17 protein-coding genes and 1 pseudogene are annotated in these 15765 nt (G+C 58.2%); 8 read left to right on the top strand and 10 right to left on the bottom strand.

Annotation, left to right across the window (positions count from 1 at the left end; all coding sequences use genetic code 11):
- Positions 1 to 19 precede the first annotated feature (19 nt).
- A complete protein-coding gene (locus ACMXYJ_RS00150) occupies positions 20 to 1333 on the top strand; it encodes an ATP-binding protein (RefSeq protein ID WP_415758362.1) in 1314 nt (437 codons plus the stop codon).
- Positions 1334 to 1469: 136 nt separating this feature from the next.
- Here ACMXYJ_RS00150 and rimK read toward each other — a convergent pair whose 3' ends face one another.
- The 3 genes from rimK to ACMXYJ_RS00135 form a co-directional block, all read right to left on the bottom strand.
- A complete protein-coding gene (gene rimK, locus ACMXYJ_RS00145; RefSeq protein WP_095127616.1) occupies positions 1470 to 2375 on the bottom strand; it encodes a 30S ribosomal protein S6--L-glutamate ligase in 906 nt (301 codons plus the stop codon).
- A complete protein-coding gene (locus tag ACMXYJ_RS00140) occupies positions 2372 to 2791 on the bottom strand; it encodes an ATP-dependent zinc protease family protein (RefSeq protein ID WP_235992871.1) in 420 nt (139 codons plus the stop codon). Before ACMXYJ_RS00140 ends, rimK begins: the two co-directional genes overlap by 4 nt.
- Before the next feature lie 76 nt (positions 2792 to 2867).
- The gene (locus ACMXYJ_RS00135) at positions 2868 to 3647 is read right to left on the bottom strand and encodes an EAL domain-containing protein (protein WP_415758361.1); all 780 of its coding nucleotides are present in this window, start codon (positions 3645 to 3647) and stop codon (positions 2868 to 2870) included.
- A gap of 116 nt (positions 3648 to 3763) precedes the next feature.
- On the opposite strand from ACMXYJ_RS00135, the gene ACMXYJ_RS00130 reads away from it, so the two are divergent.
- A complete protein-coding gene (locus ACMXYJ_RS00130; protein WP_415758360.1) occupies positions 3764 to 4171 on the top strand; it encodes an RNA-binding S4 domain-containing protein in 408 nt (135 codons plus the stop codon).
- Positions 4172 to 4332: 161 nt separating this feature from the next.
- Here the strand turns inward: ACMXYJ_RS00130 and ACMXYJ_RS00125 are convergent.
- Positions 4333 to 4544 (bottom strand): annotated as a pseudogene (locus ACMXYJ_RS00125) (phosphatase PAP2 family protein); the annotation flags it as partial.
- Positions 4545 to 4647: 103 nt separating this feature from the next.
- Here ACMXYJ_RS00125 and hslO point away from each other — a divergent pair.
- Both hslO and ACMXYJ_RS00115 read left to right on the top strand, forming a co-directional pair.
- Positions 4648 to 5550, top strand: a complete 903-nt coding sequence (gene hslO / locus ACMXYJ_RS00120) for an Hsp33 family molecular chaperone HslO (protein WP_008149293.1) — start codon at positions 4648 to 4650, stop codon at positions 5548 to 5550.
- Positions 5551 to 5732: 182 nt separating this feature from the next.
- Positions 5733 to 7274, top strand: a complete 1542-nt coding sequence (locus ACMXYJ_RS00115; RefSeq protein ID WP_415758359.1) for a phosphoenolpyruvate carboxykinase — start codon at positions 5733 to 5735, stop codon at positions 7272 to 7274.
- Between the two features lie 143 nt (positions 7275 to 7417).
- Here ACMXYJ_RS00115 and ACMXYJ_RS00110 read toward each other — a convergent pair whose 3' ends face one another.
- From ACMXYJ_RS00110 to ACMXYJ_RS00090, 5 genes are all read right to left on the bottom strand, one after another.
- On the bottom strand, positions 7418 to 7771 hold the full coding sequence (locus ACMXYJ_RS00110; RefSeq protein ID WP_415758358.1) for a DUF1493 family protein: 354 nt from the start codon (positions 7769 to 7771) through the stop codon (positions 7418 to 7420).
- 53 nt (positions 7772 to 7824) lie between these two features.
- On the bottom strand, positions 7825 to 8328 hold the full coding sequence (locus tag ACMXYJ_RS00105; RefSeq protein WP_415758357.1) for a hypothetical protein: 504 nt from the start codon (positions 8326 to 8328) through the stop codon (positions 7825 to 7827).
- A gap of 93 nt (positions 8329 to 8421) precedes the next feature.
- Positions 8422 to 8718, bottom strand: a complete 297-nt coding sequence (locus ACMXYJ_RS00100; RefSeq protein WP_415758356.1) for a hypothetical protein — start codon at positions 8716 to 8718, stop codon at positions 8422 to 8424.
- Positions 8719 to 8948: 230 nt separating this feature from the next.
- Positions 8949 to 10076, bottom strand: coding sequence for a hypothetical protein (locus ACMXYJ_RS00095; protein WP_415758355.1), 1128 nt, complete (start codon positions 10074 to 10076; stop codon positions 8949 to 8951).
- Between the two features lie 93 nt (positions 10077 to 10169).
- On the bottom strand, positions 10170 to 10427 hold the full coding sequence (locus ACMXYJ_RS00090; RefSeq protein WP_415758354.1) for a hypothetical protein: 258 nt from the start codon (positions 10425 to 10427) through the stop codon (positions 10170 to 10172).
- A gap of 308 nt (positions 10428 to 10735) precedes the next feature.
- Here ACMXYJ_RS00090 and ACMXYJ_RS00085 point away from each other — a divergent pair, with 308 nt between their 5' ends.
- From ACMXYJ_RS00085 to ACMXYJ_RS00070, 4 genes are all read left to right on the top strand, one after another.
- Positions 10736 to 11239 (top strand): polysaccharide deacetylase, encoded by a 504-nt coding sequence (locus ACMXYJ_RS00085; RefSeq protein WP_415758353.1) that lies wholly within the window; start codon positions 10736 to 10738, stop codon positions 11237 to 11239.
- A gap of 129 nt (positions 11240 to 11368) precedes the next feature.
- Positions 11369 to 13303, top strand: coding sequence for a RecQ family ATP-dependent DNA helicase (locus tag ACMXYJ_RS00080; protein WP_415758352.1), 1935 nt, complete (start codon positions 11369 to 11371; stop codon positions 13301 to 13303).
- 102 nt (positions 13304 to 13405) lie between these two features.
- Entirely contained in the window at positions 13406 to 14632 is a 1227-nt protein-coding gene (locus tag ACMXYJ_RS00075; RefSeq protein ID WP_415758351.1) for a 3-hydroxyacyl-CoA dehydrogenase, read from the top strand.
- A gap of 56 nt (positions 14633 to 14688) precedes the next feature.
- Positions 14689 to 15108, top strand: a complete 420-nt coding sequence (locus ACMXYJ_RS00070) for an acyl-CoA thioesterase (protein ID WP_033058406.1) — start codon at positions 14689 to 14691, stop codon at positions 15106 to 15108.
- Positions 15109 to 15176: 68 nt separating this feature from the next.
- On the opposite strand, the gene ACMXYJ_RS00065 is transcribed toward ACMXYJ_RS00070, so the two are convergent.
- Positions 15177 to 15662, bottom strand: a complete 486-nt coding sequence (locus ACMXYJ_RS00065; protein ID WP_415758350.1) for a glycine zipper domain-containing protein — start codon at positions 15660 to 15662, stop codon at positions 15177 to 15179.
- Between the last annotated feature and the right edge of the window lie 103 nt (positions 15663 to 15765).

The following is a 15765-nucleotide window of genomic DNA, read 5'->3' as shown; positions in this document are numbered from 1 at the left end:
AAGTGTGTAGCGGTTATCCATGAAAACCCCCGTTTGGTTCCCCCAGAGTTTCTTCTCCCGCACCCTTTGGCTGGTGCTGATCGTCGTCCTGTTCTCCAAGGCGCTGACCCTGGTTTATCTGTTGATGAACGAAGACGTGTTGGTGGACCGCCAATACAGCCACGGCGTCGCCCTGACGCTGCGTGCCTATTGGGCTGCCGATGAAGAAAACCGCAAGAAAATCGCCGATGCTGTTCCCCTTATTCGGGTAGTAGGTGCCGGCGTGCCGGAGGGTGAGCAGCATTGGCCGTACAGCGAGATCTACCAGCGTCAGATGCAAACCGAGCTTGGTGCCGATACTGAAGTTCGATTGCGCATGCACTCACCGCCGGCGCTATGGGTCCGGGCGCCAAGCCTGGGTGATGGCTGGCTGAAAGTGCCGCTTTACCCGCATCCGTTGCGTGGCCAGAAAATCTGGAACGTGCTCGGCTGGTTCCTCGCTATCGGTCTGCTGTCCACCGCCTCGGCGTGGATCTTCGTCAGCCAACTCAATCAACCATTGAAACGTCTGGTCTATGCCGCGAGGCAACTCGGCCAGGGCCGCAGCGTGCGCCTGCCGATCAGCGACACGCCGAGTGAAATGACCGAGGTTTACCGCGCCTTCAACCAGATGGCGGAAGACGTCGAACAGGCGGGACGTGAGCGCGAATTGATGCTGGCCGGGGTCTCCCACGACTTGCGCACGCCGCTGACCCGTTTGCGGTTGTCTCTGGAGCTCATGGGAGACCACAGCGACCTGACGGACGATATGGTGCGCGATATCGAAGACATGGACGCGATTCTCGACCAGTTCCTGGCGTTCATTCGCGATGGTCGCGACGAGTCGGTGGAAGAGGTGGACCTGAGCGATCTGGTGCGCGAAGTCGCGGCGCCGTACAACCAGAATGAAGAGAAAGTTCGCTTGCGCCTGGAGCCGATTCAGCCGTTTCCGTTGCGTCGGGTGTCGATGAAGCGGCTGCTGAACAACCTGATTGGCAACGCCTTGCATCACGCGGGCAGCGGGGTTGAGGTGGCAGCTTATGTGTCCGGGGATACCAGCGCGCCGTATGTGGTGCTGAGTGTCATGGACCGTGGGGCAGGGATTGATCCGTCGGAGCTGGAGGCGATTTTCAACCCGTTTACCCGGGGTGATCGTGCCCGGGGCGGGAAGGGAACCGGGTTGGGCTTGGCGATCGTGAAGCGGATTGCTTCGATGCATGGCGGGAATGTTGAGCTGCGCAATCGGTCCGGTGGCGGGCTGGAAGCACGGGTGCGGTTGCCGTTGGGGCTTATGTTGCCTCGGGGTGCGGTTTAACAGCTGACATCTAAGGGCCTCATCGCGAGCAGGCTCGCTCCCACATTTAGACCGAGTTGCTGAATAAGTACGCGGTCAACTGTGGGAGCGAGCCAGCTCGCGAAGGCGGCCTCGCGGCCGCCCACAAAACTCTGGATTAGCCTTTCCCTTTGGTGCGCGTCATATTCGGCCCACCATTCTTCTCCAGATGCTCAATGATGATCCCCGCCACGTTCTTGCTGGTGGTGGTTTCAATCCCTTCAAGCCCAGGCGACGAGTTCACTTCCATCACCAACGGCCCGTGATTGGAGCGCAGGATGTCCACACCCGCCACCGACAACCCCATGACCTTCGCCGCGCGCAACGCCGTCATGCGTTCTTCCGGTGTGATTTTGATCAGGCTGGCACTGCCGCCGCGATGCAGGTTGGAGCGAAACTCCCCCGGCTTCGCCTGGCGTTTCATCGCCGCGATCACCTTGTCGCCCACCACGAAGCAGCGAATGTCCGCCCCGCCGGCTTCCTTGATGTATTCCTGAACCATGATGTTTTGCTTGAGGCCCATGAACGCCTCGATCACCGACTCCGCCGCCGTCGCCGTTTCACACAGCACGACGCCGATGCCCTGAGTGCCTTCCAGCACCTTGATCACCAGCGGCGCGCCGTTGACCATCTCGATCAAGTCGGGAATGTCATCCGGGGAGTGCGCAAACCCGGTGACCGGCAAACCGATTCCCCGGCGTGACAGCAATTGCAGCGAGCGTAGTTTGTCCCGCGAGCGGGCGATGGCCACCGATTCGTTGAGCGGGAACACCCCCATCATTTCGAACTGACGCAACACCGCGCAGCCATAAAACGTCACCGACGCGCCGATCCGCGGGATCACCGCGTCGAAACCCTCCAGTGGCTTGCCGCGGTAGTGGATCTGCGGCTTGTGGCTGGCGATGTTCATGTAGGCGCGCAGGGTGTCGATCACCACCATTTCATGGCCACGCTCGGTACCGGCTTCGACCAGACGACGAGTGGAATACAGACGCGGGTTCCGCGACAGCACAGCGATCTTCATGCAACACCTGTGGAGGAGGTAGATACCGGGAACACCGGCTTGTCTTGTACGTACTTAATGCCCGGATTGACCACCAACTGGCCGTCGATCAGGGCTTTGGAACCGAGTAACAGGCGATAACGCATGGACTTGCGGCAGGCGAGAGTGAACTCGACCCGCCAGACCCGATCACCGAGGGCCAGGGTGGTGCTGACCACGTAACGCATCTGCGCGTGGCCGTTGGAGCTTTTGATGGTTTTCATCGTCACCAGCGGTGCTTCGCAGCGCCGGTGCCGCAGTTGCACCACGGTGCCCAAGTGAGCAGTAAAGCGCACCCACTGTTCCCCGTCGCGCTCGAACGGTTCGATATCGGTGGCATGCAGGCTGGAGGTGCTGGCGCCGGTGTCGATTTTTGCGCGCAGGCCCGCGACTCCCAAATCCGGGAGCGCCACCCACTCGCGCAGACCGACAACGGTCAAATGGTCAAATGTCTTCAATAGGAAAAACCGGCGATTAACGCGTCCAGGCCCCAGGTGTAACCTGGGCCAACGCTTTGAATGCAGGTTTGGCGAACCAGTAACCCTGCATCAGAAAAATTCCACAGTCCGCCAGGAAATCCCGTTCTCCAGCGCTTTCGATCCCTTCGGCAATGACTGTAACGTTCAGCTCCGCACACATTGTGACAACCCCTCGAACGATAGCCTGACGGGCACGATCACGGTCGACATCGCGGATCAGTGCCATGTCGAGTTTGATCAGGTCCGGTTGGAAATCAGCCAGCAGATTGAGCCCCGAGTAGCCCGCGCCGAAATCGTCGATGGCGGTCTTGAAGCCGAATTCGCGGTATTCACGCAGAATATTGGTCAAATGGCGATAGTTATCTACGTGCTGGCTTTCCAGGGTTTCGAAAATCAACCGGTCGATGGGGAAGTTGTGTTTTTTCGCGGCTTCCAGCGTGCTGCGAATACACAGCTCCGGGCGGTACACGGCGTTGGGCATGAAGTTGATCGATAAGTGTGTCTGCATGTTTAGATTGGCCGCACCTTCAATGGCGCGAGTCCGGCAGAGCTGATCGAAGCGGTAGCGATTTCCCTCTGTAATCTGATCGAGCACAGACAGGGCGCCTTCCCCGGCGACGCCTCGTACCAAGGCCTCATGGGCAAAAATCGACTGGTCTCGCAAATCGACGATCGGTTGGTAGGCGAAGGCAAAATCGAAGCCCAGTGGCTCACTTTGCTGACAACCCTGGCATCCACCCTGAGACGAGGTCAATGATGACGGAAATGTAGTCACTCGATCACTCCATGCCGGTGATCCGGCCAAGTTCGCATTCTAGCTGGAGGTCCGAGTTATTGCGCCCGACAGAAACGGTAGTACAGTTCCGATTATTGGCTGAGAGAGGAATTCAAGTGGCACAAAAACAGGAAGAGGACGACAAAGTCCGTCTCGATAAATGGTTGTGGGCCGCGCGTTTTTATAAAACACGCGCCTTGGCCAAGGCGGCGATTGAAAGCGGCAAGGTGCATTGCCGGGGCGAGCGCTGCAAACCGGGCAAGGAACCGAGGATCGGCGACGAGTTTCAGATTCGCGCAGGGTTCGAGGAACGCACGGTGGTGGTTCAGGCGCTGTCGATCGTACGCCGTGGCGCGCCAGAGGCTCAGGCGCTCTACGCCGAAACCGACGCCGGCATCGCCAAGCGCGAGGCGGCTGCGGCCATGCGAAAGGCTGGTGCCTTGGGCGTAAGTACCGATGGCAAGCCGAGCAAGAAGCAGCGACGGGATTTGTTCAAGTTTCGTGGAAGCAGTAACGACGAGTAAGGCAATTGTTTCTGGGCTGCCTGTGAAGCAGCCTTCGTCGGATCGCCGCCCGGAGCAAGCTCGCTCCCACAGGTTTTGCGCAATCCTTGTGGGAGCGAGCTTGCTCGCGATCGAGTGCGCAGCACTCGCCAGGCCTGCCTGACTATCAGGCGCTACGCACCACCCACCAACGCATCGAAGGGATACAGACTTGCAATTGCCCAAACGTGTAGCCATATCGGGTCAATCGCTAGCAGCGCGTTGGATGGGTGAAAGCGCCACTCGTCGAAAACCACACACAGCCTCTGACCCGTAGGCCATAACCAGAAGGCCAGCAGCGCCAGAGGCAACCGGCGGAGTTTCACCTTGCTTGGAACAAACCCGGATTGTTCATAAAATGCCGCTCACGGCTGAACATCGCGCACCCAAGGGTGCCGCAGAGGCGCAATTCCTCACTGCTTTCAATCATTTTGTCATTACTTCAGATACCCAGACCTATGACCGATCTACCGGATACCGACTACACCCAACGCTTCATCTTCGATGACAGCGACACCCGCGGCGAGCTGGTTGCGTTGGAGCGTAGCTACGCCGAAGTCCTCGCTAAACACCCGTACCCGGAGCCGGTTGCACAACTGCTCGGCGAGCTGATGGCGGCGGCATCGTTGTTGGTTGGCACCTTGAAGTTCGATGGCTTGCTGATTCTCCAGGCCCGTTCCGAAGGCCCGATCCCGCTGTTGATGATCGAGTGCTCCAGCGAGCGCGAAATCCGTGGCCTGGCCCGATACGAAGCCGACCAGATCGCGCCGGATGCGACCCTCGCCGACCTGATGCCCAACGGCGTTTTGGCGCTGACCGTCGACCCGACTCAGGGCCAGCGTTACCAGGGCATCGTCGACCTCGATGGCGAAACCCTGTCGGAGTGCTTCACTAATTACTTCGTGATGTCCCAACAAGTCGGTACGCGCTTCTGGTTGTACGCCGATGGTCGTCGCGCCCGTGGCCTGTTGCTGCAGCAACTGCCTGCTGATCGATTGAAAGACGAAGAAGAACGCGCCGCCAGCTGGCAGCACATCACCGCGCTGGGCAGCACCCTGACCGCCGATGAATTGCTGAGCCTGGACAACGAAACCATCCTCCATCGTCTCTACCACGAAGAGCAGGTTCGTCTGTTCGATGTGCAGAAACTGCGCTTCCGTTGCAGTTGCTCGCGCGAACGTTCTGCCAATGCGCTGGTCAGTTTGGGTCTGGAAGATGCTCAGTCGCTCGTGATCGAACACGGCGGCAACATTGAGATTGACTGTCAGTTTTGCAACGAGCGCTACCTGTTCGACGCTGCCGATATCGCTCAATTATTCGCTGGAGCGGGTGTGGATACACCGTCAGATACCCGTCACTAAAACGGTTCAGCGCAGGTAAATTCACTGGTTTGTGCCGGAATAACGCCGTTCTGACGGGAGGGCCCTACTATTTTTGGGCTTTTCTGGCATAATCCGGCCCACTTTTTGTCGCGGTAGTAGTGCACGACTTTCTACTACAAAACGTTTGGAGCACACTCGGCCACTGGCCGACGGGGAATCTCATGACGCAAGCCAATAACGCCGTGTACACCGATCTGAGTGTTGATGATCTGGTAAAAGAAGCTCTGAGTCGCGGTGAGGGCGAGCTTGCCGATACCGGCGCGCTGACTGTTCGCACCGGTCACCGCACCGGCCGCTCGCCAGTCGATCGTTTCATCGTTGACGAGCCGTCCACCTCGGCTTCCATCGCCTGGGGCCCGATCAACCGCAAGTTCCCGGCCGACAAGTTCGATGCCCTGTGGGACCGCGTTGAAGCGTTCAACAACGCACAAGAACATTTCGTTTCCCACGTGCATGTAGGTGCGTCTGAAGACCACTACCTGGCCGTGAAGATGACCACCCAGACTGCCTGGCAGAACCTGTTCGGCCGTTGCCTGTTCATCAACCCGCAAAAGTACAACCCGGCTGGCCGTGATGAGTGGCAGGTGCTCAACGTTGCCAACTTCGAGTGCGTGCCAGAGCGTGACGGCACCAACTCCGACGGTTGCGTGATCCTCAACTTCGCTCAGAAGAAAGTGCTGATCGCCGGCATGCGTTACGCCGGTGAAATGAAGAAAGCCATGTTCTCGGTGCAGAACTACCTGCTGCCGGCTTCTGACGTACTGCCAATGCACTGCGCCGCCAACATCGGCGAAGCGGGCGACGTGACCCTGTTCTTCGGTCTGTCCGGCACCGGCAAGACCACCCTGTCCGCCGATGAAAGCCGTTACCTGATCGGTGACGACGAGCACGGCTGGGGCGAAGGCGTTGTCTTCAACATCGAAGGCGGCTGCTACGCCAAGTGCATCGACCTGTCCGAGAAGAACGAGCCGGTCATCTGGAAAGCCATCAAGCACGGTGCAGTCCTGGAAAACGTCGTTATCGATGACGCCAAGCACGCCGATTACGCTGATGTCAGCCTGACCCAGAACAGCCGCGCCGCCTACCCGCTGGAACACGTTGCCAAGCGTTCCGAGAAAAACCTCGGTGGCGAGCCAAACGCTGTGATCTTCCTGACCTGTGACCTGACCGGCGTACTGCCGCCAGTGTCGATCCTCAGCGAAGAACAAGCGGCCTACCACTTCCTGTCCGGCTACACCGCACTGGTGGGCTCGACCGAAATGGGTTCCGGCAGCGGCATCAAGTCGACTTTCTCCACCTGCTTCGGCGCACCGTTCTTCCCGCGTCCGGCTGGCGAATACGCAGAACTGCTGATCAAGCGTATCCGCGGCTTCGGCTCCAAGGTCTACCTGGTCAACACCGGCTGGACCGGCGGTGGCTACGGCGTCGGCAAACGCTTCAACATCCCGACTACTCGCGGCGTGATCGCAGCGATCCAGAGCGGCGCGTTGATCGGTGTTGAAACCGAACACCTCGACACCATCAACCTGGACGTGCCGTTGGCTGTGCCGGGCGTTGAGACTGGCCTGTTGAACCCACGTAACACCTGGGCTGACAAGGCTGCTTACGATGAAGCCGCTAAAGCACTGGCTGGGTTGTTTGTTGAGAACTTCAAGAAGTTTGAAGTGAGCGACGCGATCAAGGCTGCTGGGCCGAAGTTGTAAGATTTGGTTTGATGTGATGAGAAAGCCGCCTCAAGGGGCGGCTTTTTTGTGGGCGCTATTCAGGCTGCCAGGGAAACCGTAACTGCCATTATTCCAGCTGAAAAGGCGCTAAACGACCAGAATAATGGCACTTACGCATTCGGCTAGATGCCTTCCAATTCCTGTGTATCCCACCGTTGCAACTTGATCGCTTGGTAAATCATTCCGATAGTCAGTGGGGCTTTGTCGCCACGACCTTTGGCTCTGTGCTTGAGAAACACATCAAACCCTTCCGGTTGGAAGTAGCGATAAGCGTCGTAGTCGATGAAGTCGATGGCGAACTGTTCTTCCAAGGCTTCCATCAGGTTTCGCGCATCAGCACCGTCGCAACCCAGGTCGAAGTTGATCGAGGTGGTGAGGCTGATGGTTTTGCGTTCAGGCAGACCGAGCTCTTCGTGCGGCAGCTGCATGAGCAGGTGCATGATTTGGTTGTCGGGGAAGTTGGGAGCGAGGTTCATGATTGAGTCCAGTTGGAGGTCAGTCAGCGCCGAGGGGCGCCAAACTACCCGCATCAGCGCGCCCGTTGACGTATGGCATCACGTTTGGCAGCAAAGATTCGGCGCGCCTCTTCGTCACTAACGCTTGGCCGGGGATCATCAATGCTGGCCTGAACCTGTTTCTTGAACCACTCCTCGTAGGCAGCCGCTTCGTGAGCTTGTTTCATTGCGTCGGAGCGGTCCGGGCGAGAATAGGTTTTTACTAGAAGGGGGTCATAGCTCGATGCATCGACATCGAAATGATTGATGCCCATCCCTTGCAAATAGATAACTAGGGTTTCGAGTCGTTTGAATAGGCGTATTTGCTGGCTGCGTTGCGCTGCCAGGGAATGCTTTTTTGATTCATGTTGGACCTGAACCGCCCAACCACCTTGCTTGGCTACGATGTGAATGGTGTTAACAGCGCCGCTTTCAACCAGTTTGACGAGTGCGCTGTGATCAATCGTTTCGGTTGTCATAAGAAGGAGCCCATGGCTGATCAGTGGCTCACATGCTACGCAATCAATAATAGTTTGCAATCTTCTGTCTCCATTAAGGATGTAGGAATTAGTATCCTTTTTCCTGGGCAGCCAGCTCACAGTGAGGCTGGCATACCCCGTGAACAGGGTGTATTAGGCCGGGGCTTTCCAGCCCATCATGCGTTGTTGGGCGACTTTCAGTAGGTCGCAACCGTCCTGAGTCAACAGGTAGAGGGCGTGGGTGATATGCGGGATGTCTTCCACGTCACCGTTTTTGAAGCATTGGCAATGTAGGGTTTTGAGTAGGTCGCTGGAGGCTCGGATGCGCTGGAGGGCGGCTTCGAGGATGTCTTGCGGATTGGCTTCTGTGTCGATGATCAGGGGTGGGGAATCGGTGAGGTTTGTTTCGAGTGGGCGGTAGCGGTTTGGAAACGGATTTAATGTGGTCACTGAAGAACACCTCTACTTAATTGGGAATGTGCATTCTCTTTGTCGAGTGAACAAGCCCGAGTCGCTGAATTAGCAGCGACAGCCCGACTATAGGTGTGAGCAGCCGGGCAGCGATAGGCGACAAAGAGTCCCCGCTTGTAGGATCGGGCCGAACCTCGGCTAGGCCCTTTCTATAGGATTTTTCGCGACGAATTTTTCTCGCGATTTCCACCATCCCGCGCCCCATCAATTCAACGAATATGCTGATACGAAGCCACATCCAGAAGGCCTGTAGTCAGCCCGGTCGCCGGCGCATAGATCGTGCCTTTCACTGCCGAGAACTTGACCCCATTACTGCCCAGCGAAACGTAGCGTTCGCCCTGGTCCAGTTCGGTGAAGTAGGTGTACGAGCACTTTTCCATCGCTTTGTATTTCGCGGCGGCGCTGACCATGGTGTTGTGGTGGTTCTGCAGATCGGCCGGGGTCAGGTTGAGGGTTTTGTTCAGCGGCACGCCCCAACGCTTCAGGCACACTTCGGCAAAGTGGCGGACGATCAGGCCGGGCTCGGCCAGCGCTTTAGGGCCGCTGACACCATCTGCGGCGGCGTTGCCAACCAGCGTGCCATGGCGGCCGGGCATGGGATAAATGTGGGTTCGGGTGCCGGTGGCGGTTTGCGGGATGACACAGCTGAAGCCTTTGGAGCGCTCGTCCCGGGCGTAGAAGCCGACGTATTCTTTTACGTTGGCATTCAGTTTTACTTTGTCTTCCTGAAAGTTGCCGATGCCCGGTACCGGATCAATCGCAAAGATATTCACCGGGATGTTCTTCAGTGCGCTGTCCTTGAACATGGCATTGGCCAGCATGTGGCAACTGATACCGCCGCGGCTCCAGCCTACCAAGTTGACCTTGGTTGGAATAACGCCGTCCTTGCGAAATGTTTTAATGATTTGTTCTTGCAACTTCTGCTGGGTCACACTGCGGTCGCCGTAGTTGTATTTACGCCACAGCCAGGAGCCTTCGACGATCACGTCTTCAATTGGAATGCCGGCAGCCTTGAGGCGGTTGTATTCAGTCTCGGTCAGTTTTTCGCGCTGCCAGTCACACTGGCCTTTGATGATGTTGATGGCGTGCTTGACGTTCTCCTCCCAGCCCTTGCCGAACAACGTTCCGCTGAGGCCGTAGTCCTTGGATTGGGTAAACAACTCATCAGCTTGCAGGTTGCTGGTGCCGGGGCCGTCGACCACGATCCACTCGGCAAACTCTCGGCCAGGATGACGGGAGGCCAGTGCTGAAACCAGTTCACCATTCCAGTAAGTTGGGTTTTGGTTGTCGAATTTGGTTGAGCCGGTACCGCAAAAGAAAATAGTTAATGTAGTCATTGTAGTGCTCTTGTTTGGTTTAAGAGCGTGCAGGCTAGTTTGGGTTGTTTAAATAATGAAGTGGTTAGTTGTTGCTGGAGTTGTGCTGGAGTTCTAATGTCCTATTCTTTGTTTGGCAACTTCCAGTAGCTCGCAACCATCCTGCGTTAGTAAGTAAAGCGCATTCACTATATGAGGGATGTCTTTAACGTCGGCCTGTTTGAAGCACAGACAATAAAGTGTTTCGAGCAAATCGCTGGCTGCGCGCAGGCGTTGGTGCGCTGCGTCGAGGACGGCGCCGGTGCTGGCCGCGGTGTCGATGACGGGCGTTTCGCTGTAGTTGGTTTTGAGTGGGCGATAGCGGTCTTGCATTTAGGTCATTCCTGTAGGAAGTCGGGCAGTCTCGCCGGCAGGTCGACACCCTGTTTTCAGCCGCGCCGCCAACTATGAAGGTGGCGACGCAGTGCGGCAATACGGCCGCAATGGACAGGGGTTGTAGGGGTTTTACCTGCCTTTTCGGACCGAACCTACGCGTTTCCCGAGGTTTTTTACGCCTAAACCCTTAGACGGCAAATTTCCTACGGGTTTGTCAGGCGCAACGCGTCAAACCTCTGTATGGTGCGCGCCAGAATCAGTAGGACGTTTCGAAACGTCCGTCCAACGCTTAAAGGGAATTAAGTATGCAATGGCTACGTATGGCCTCGATTTTGTTGCTGTGGGCCGGGGTTTGTCGCGCGGCGGGTGCTGCTGACGCTGGCAACTCGATGGTCCTGGCCAATATGGACCGCACTGGTTGGCCGGAAGCACTGACCAGTCAGGCGAACATGGATACTGCTTTCCGTGCTGAAGTGCTGATGTTCGGCAAGGCATTGCTGGCCAGCGAAGCGCTGGACGAGCAGAGCCTGAAACAACGACTGGGCGTGCAGGATGTGAAGCTCAAGTCGGTCAGGCAGGTGCGTGACGGGCTGTGGGACCGGTTGCTGACCACCTACCGCAGCGCCAGCCAGAACTGCGACGGCGAACCCTTCTGCCCTCGCGTGCGAAGCGTCGCTGATTTGCGTCAGTTGGCGGCAGCCTTCACCGGCGAAATCAGCCCGGCCCATGCCATTTGGGCGAGCAAGAGCCAGGTGTTCCATGAGCAGGCACTGAATGAGCAACTGCGTGTGGCGGTGTTGGTGCCGTAGCCTCATCGTCTGCTGACGATCGTTCGAAGCTGTATCATCCCGTATCGTTTTGGTCCCCGACCTTTTCTCGACTCGCTGCGTTTGCCGGCTAGGCTTTGGGCTTCGCAGCGGTCAACGGAGTGACAGCTTATGCACAACACCCTGGAACAGGTTTTCGGTTATCCACAGTTTCGGCCCGGCCAGGAAGCGGCGGTCAGCGCGGTGTTGGCCGGGCGTTCGGCGGCGGCGATTTTCCCCACCGGCTCGGGCAAGTCCCTGTGTTATCAATTGCCAGCGTTGCTGCTGCCGCATCTGACGCTGGTGGTCTCGCCGCTGCTGGCGTTGATGCAGGATCAACTGGCGTTTTTGCAGCGCCACGGCATTGCGGCGGGCAGTATCGATTCGGCCCAGAGCCGCGATGACGCCAGCGATGTGATGGCTCGGGCCAAGTCCGGCGAGCTGAAGATTTTGATGATCTCCGTGGAGCGCCTGAAGAACGAGCGCTTCCGCAATTTCTTGCAGCAGGTGCCGATCTCGTTGCTGGTGGTGGACGAGGCGCACTGCATCTCGGAGTGGGGCCACAACTTTCGCCCCGACTACCTCAAGCTCCCCGACTATCAGCGCCAGTTCAACATCCCTCAGGCGCTGCTGCTGACCGCCACCGCGACACCCAAGGTGATCGCTGACATGGAGGCCAAGTTCGCCATCGCCCCCGACGATGTGGTGACCACCGGTTTCTATCGGCCGAACCTCAATCTGCTAGTGGAACCGGTGCGTGGCCAGGACAAGCGCCGACGTCTTGTCGAATGGATGAGCCAGCGTCCCGGCCAGCCGAGCATTGTCTACGTCACCCTGCAGAAAACCGCCGAGCATATCGCCGAGCACCTGAACCGCAACGGCATTCAGGCCGAGGCGTATCACGCTGGTTTGCCCCACGAACAACGCGAAGCCATCCAGCGCCGGTTCATGGGCGGGCAGTCCAATTGCATCGTCGCCACCATCGCGTTCGGCATGGGCATCGACAAGAGCGACATCCGCAACGTGGTGCATTTCGATCTGCCCAAATCCATCGAAAACTACAGCCAGGAAATCGGTCGTGCCGGGCGTGACGGGCAGCCGTCCGACTGCCTGGTATTGGCCAACCGCGACAGCCTCAACGTGTTGGAAAACTTCGTCTACGGCGATACACCTGAGCTGGATGGCATCCGCCATGTGCTCGACGAGTTGCAAGCCGCCGCACCCGAGGGGCAGTGGGAGTTTCTGTTGGGGCCACTGGCGGACCAAAGCAACATCCGCCAATTGCCGCTCAAGACCTTGCTGGTGCAGTTGGAACTGCGCGGAATCATCGCGCCGCGTTACGCCTATTACGCCGAATACCGCTTCAAGTACTTGCAGGAACCCGAAGCCTTGCTGGCCCGTTTCGAGGGTGAGCGCAAGGACTTCGTTGCGGCGATCATCCAGACCTCGAACCGCGCACGGACCTGGGCCACGGTGAATTTCGATGCGCTGTATGAGCAGCATCAGGCCGAGCGTAATCGCGTGGTGAAGGCGCTGGATTATTTCCAGGAGAAGGGCTGGGTCGAGCTCGAAAGCAAGCAGATGACCGAGGTCTACAGCCTGCTGCAAACCGACTTTGATGCCCAAGCCCTGAGCGAAGAGTTGCACGCCTATTTCACCCGCCATGAACAAACCGAGATCGCGCGGATTCACGCCATGCTGGATCTGTTCGCCACGGACCATTGCCTGGGTTATCGCCTGGCCGAGTACTTCGGCGATGTAAATGCGCCGCACCAGTGCGGGCATTGTTCGGTGTGTCACGGGGATGTGGCGCGATTGCCGACGCCACCGGAATTACCGGCGCTTGTGGATAAAAACTTCGAGGCGTTGTGCGGTGATTTTATCCACAGGCACGAGCAGCACACCGGCAACGTTCCGTCGGCGGAACGCGTGACGCGGTTTTTGTGCGGTATCGGTGTGCCGCTGTTTACCAAGCTCAAGGCACGGTCGATTCCCGGGTTTGCGGCGCTGGAGGATTATCCGTATGCCGAAGTCCGGACGTGGGCCGAGGCGCATTTGCCGGCGTAGATCCATCCGCTGAATGTTGCTTATCACAGGAATAAATTTCAAAAATGCGCGGTGGCTGACTATGGTGAAGGCTGTCTTTGGATCGCCAACAAGAGAACAACTATGAGCCAGACACCGTTCAATATTCAGCGCGCTGCCGTCATTGGCGCAGGCACCATGGGCCGTGGCATTGTCATGTGCCTGGCCAACGCCGGCGTCCCGGTGCAGTGGGTCGATAACAATCCACAGATGCTTGAGCAGGCGCTGGCTACCGTCGCGGACACCTACGCCCACAACGTGCGTCAGGGACGGATCGATCAGGCCGAAGCGGACGCTCGCATAGCACGGGTAACGGCGGCTGCTGACTACGCGGCGGTCCGCGATGTCGATCTGGTGATCGAAGCGGTGTACGAAAACCTCGAACTCAAGCAGAAAATCTTCCGTGAACTGGACGGTCTGCTCAAACCTGAAGCAATTCTGGCCAGCAATACCTCGGCGCTGGATATCGACGCCATCGCTGCAGTCACTCACCGTCCGCAACAGGTCCTGGGTCTGCACTTCTTCAGCCCGGCGCACATCATGAAGCTGCTGGAAATCGTTCGCGGTGCGCAGACCTCTCCGGCGGTACTTGAGGCAGCCTTGGCACTGGGCAAGCGCATGGACAAAGTCAGCGTGGTGTCGGGCAACTGCCATGGTTTCATCGGTAACCGCATGCTGCATCCGTATGTGCTCGAAGCGCGCAAGATGCTGCTCGAAGGCGCTTATCCCTATCAGGTCGATGCGGCACTGCAAGGTTTTGGTTTCGCCATGGGGCCGTTCCGCATGTACGACGTGGTCGGCATCGATCTGGAGTGGCGCGCTCGGCAGTTGGCCGGCATAGGGCAGGATGCGCCTGAGGTTCAGGTGGACAATCGTCTGTGCGAATTGGGTCGTTTCGGCCAGAAGAGTGGCAATGGCTATTACCACTATGAGCCGGGCAGTCGCCAGGCTGAGCACGATGTTGAAGTCGATGCGTTGGTGCTGAAGGTTAGCGAAGAGTTGGGATTCCAGCGTCGCGAGATCGGGCCTGAGGAGATTCTTGAGCGCTGCTTGCTGGCACTGGTCAACGAGGGTGCGAAGATTCTTCAGGAAGGGATTGCCGAATCGGCGCACGACATCGATCTGGTGTACCTCAACGGTTATGGCTTCCCGGCAGACAAGGGCGGGCCGATGGCCTGGGCGGACCAACAGGGATTGGCGGATATTCACCAGCGGTTGCTGGCGCTTGAGACGAAGCAGGGTGATCAGTGGAAACCGGCGCGGTTAATTGGAGAGTTGGCGGCGGTGGGTAAAGGGTTTGAGGATCGGTAGACTTCACCTGTTCGGGACGCGGAGCGTCCCAGGCTGCATTCCCACGGCGAGAAACCATGAATCAACGCACCGACTACCCCCACTTCCAACCCATCACCACCCGCTGGCACGACAACGACGCCTACGGTCACGTCAACAACGTCACCTACTACAGCTTCTTCGACACAGCGGTGAACACCTACCTGATCGAAGTCGGCGGCCTGGATATCCATGACGGCGAGGTGGTGGGTTTTGTAGTGAGTTCGGCCTGCGATTACTTCGCTTCCATTGCCTTCCCCGACCGGATCGAAATCGGTTTGCGGGTGGGCAAGTTGGGCAACAGTTCGGTGCAATACGAGTTGGCAGTGTTCAAGGCCGGGGAAGACGAAGCCTGCGCGGCAGGGCGGTTCGTGCATGTGTTTGTAGACCGGGCCTCTAATCAGCCGGTGGCGATTCCTGCCGGGTTGCGCGGGGCGCTGGAGCGGTTGGTGGTGTGACGGGCAAAAAAAATCGCAGCCCTTGGGCTGCGATTTTTTGATCTACCGGTAAACGAGGTGATTTAACCTCAGTCGCGATAGCGATGTTTGTGCTTGCGATGGCCATAGGCATGGCCACGACCTGGATGGCCGTCACGGTAGTAACGACGATCACCATGGCCACCACGATAGGAACGACGATCATCATCGTCATCGCTCTTGTTGCCCATGTAGTTACCCAGCGCGCCACCGGCGCCGCCGCCTGCTGCGGAGCCGATCAGGCTGCCGGTGGTGCCGCCCATGCTGCGACCGACCACGTTACCGCCTGCTGCGCCCAACGCACCGCCAATGGCGGCTTCGCCACGGCTGCGTTTGTCTGCGCCAACGGCGCTACCACCCGCGCCGCCCAGGGCCGCGCCAATGGTGGAACCTGTACTGCCGCCTAATGATTGACCGACGACTGAGCCCAGAACCCCGCCCAATGCGCCGCCCACACCTGCTTCGGTGGTGCCGCCGGCAGAAGCGAAGCCACTGACCAGGCCAAGGGACAACAAGAGAATCGAGGAGAACTTCATAGAGGAACCTCAAGGGGATGACGGCGCGATCCTGAGGCTGTGTCATGGTCGTGACAATCGAATTCCGACGAGTAGCACGACTTGAGCACATTTCTATAAGTTA

It is taken from the genome of Pseudomonas arabinosi, from assembly GCF_047758675.1.
GTDB lineage: Bacteria > Pseudomonadota > Gammaproteobacteria > Pseudomonadales > Pseudomonadaceae > Aquipseudomonas > Aquipseudomonas arabinosi.
This window is presented reverse-complemented; position numbering and strand designations above follow the sequence as displayed.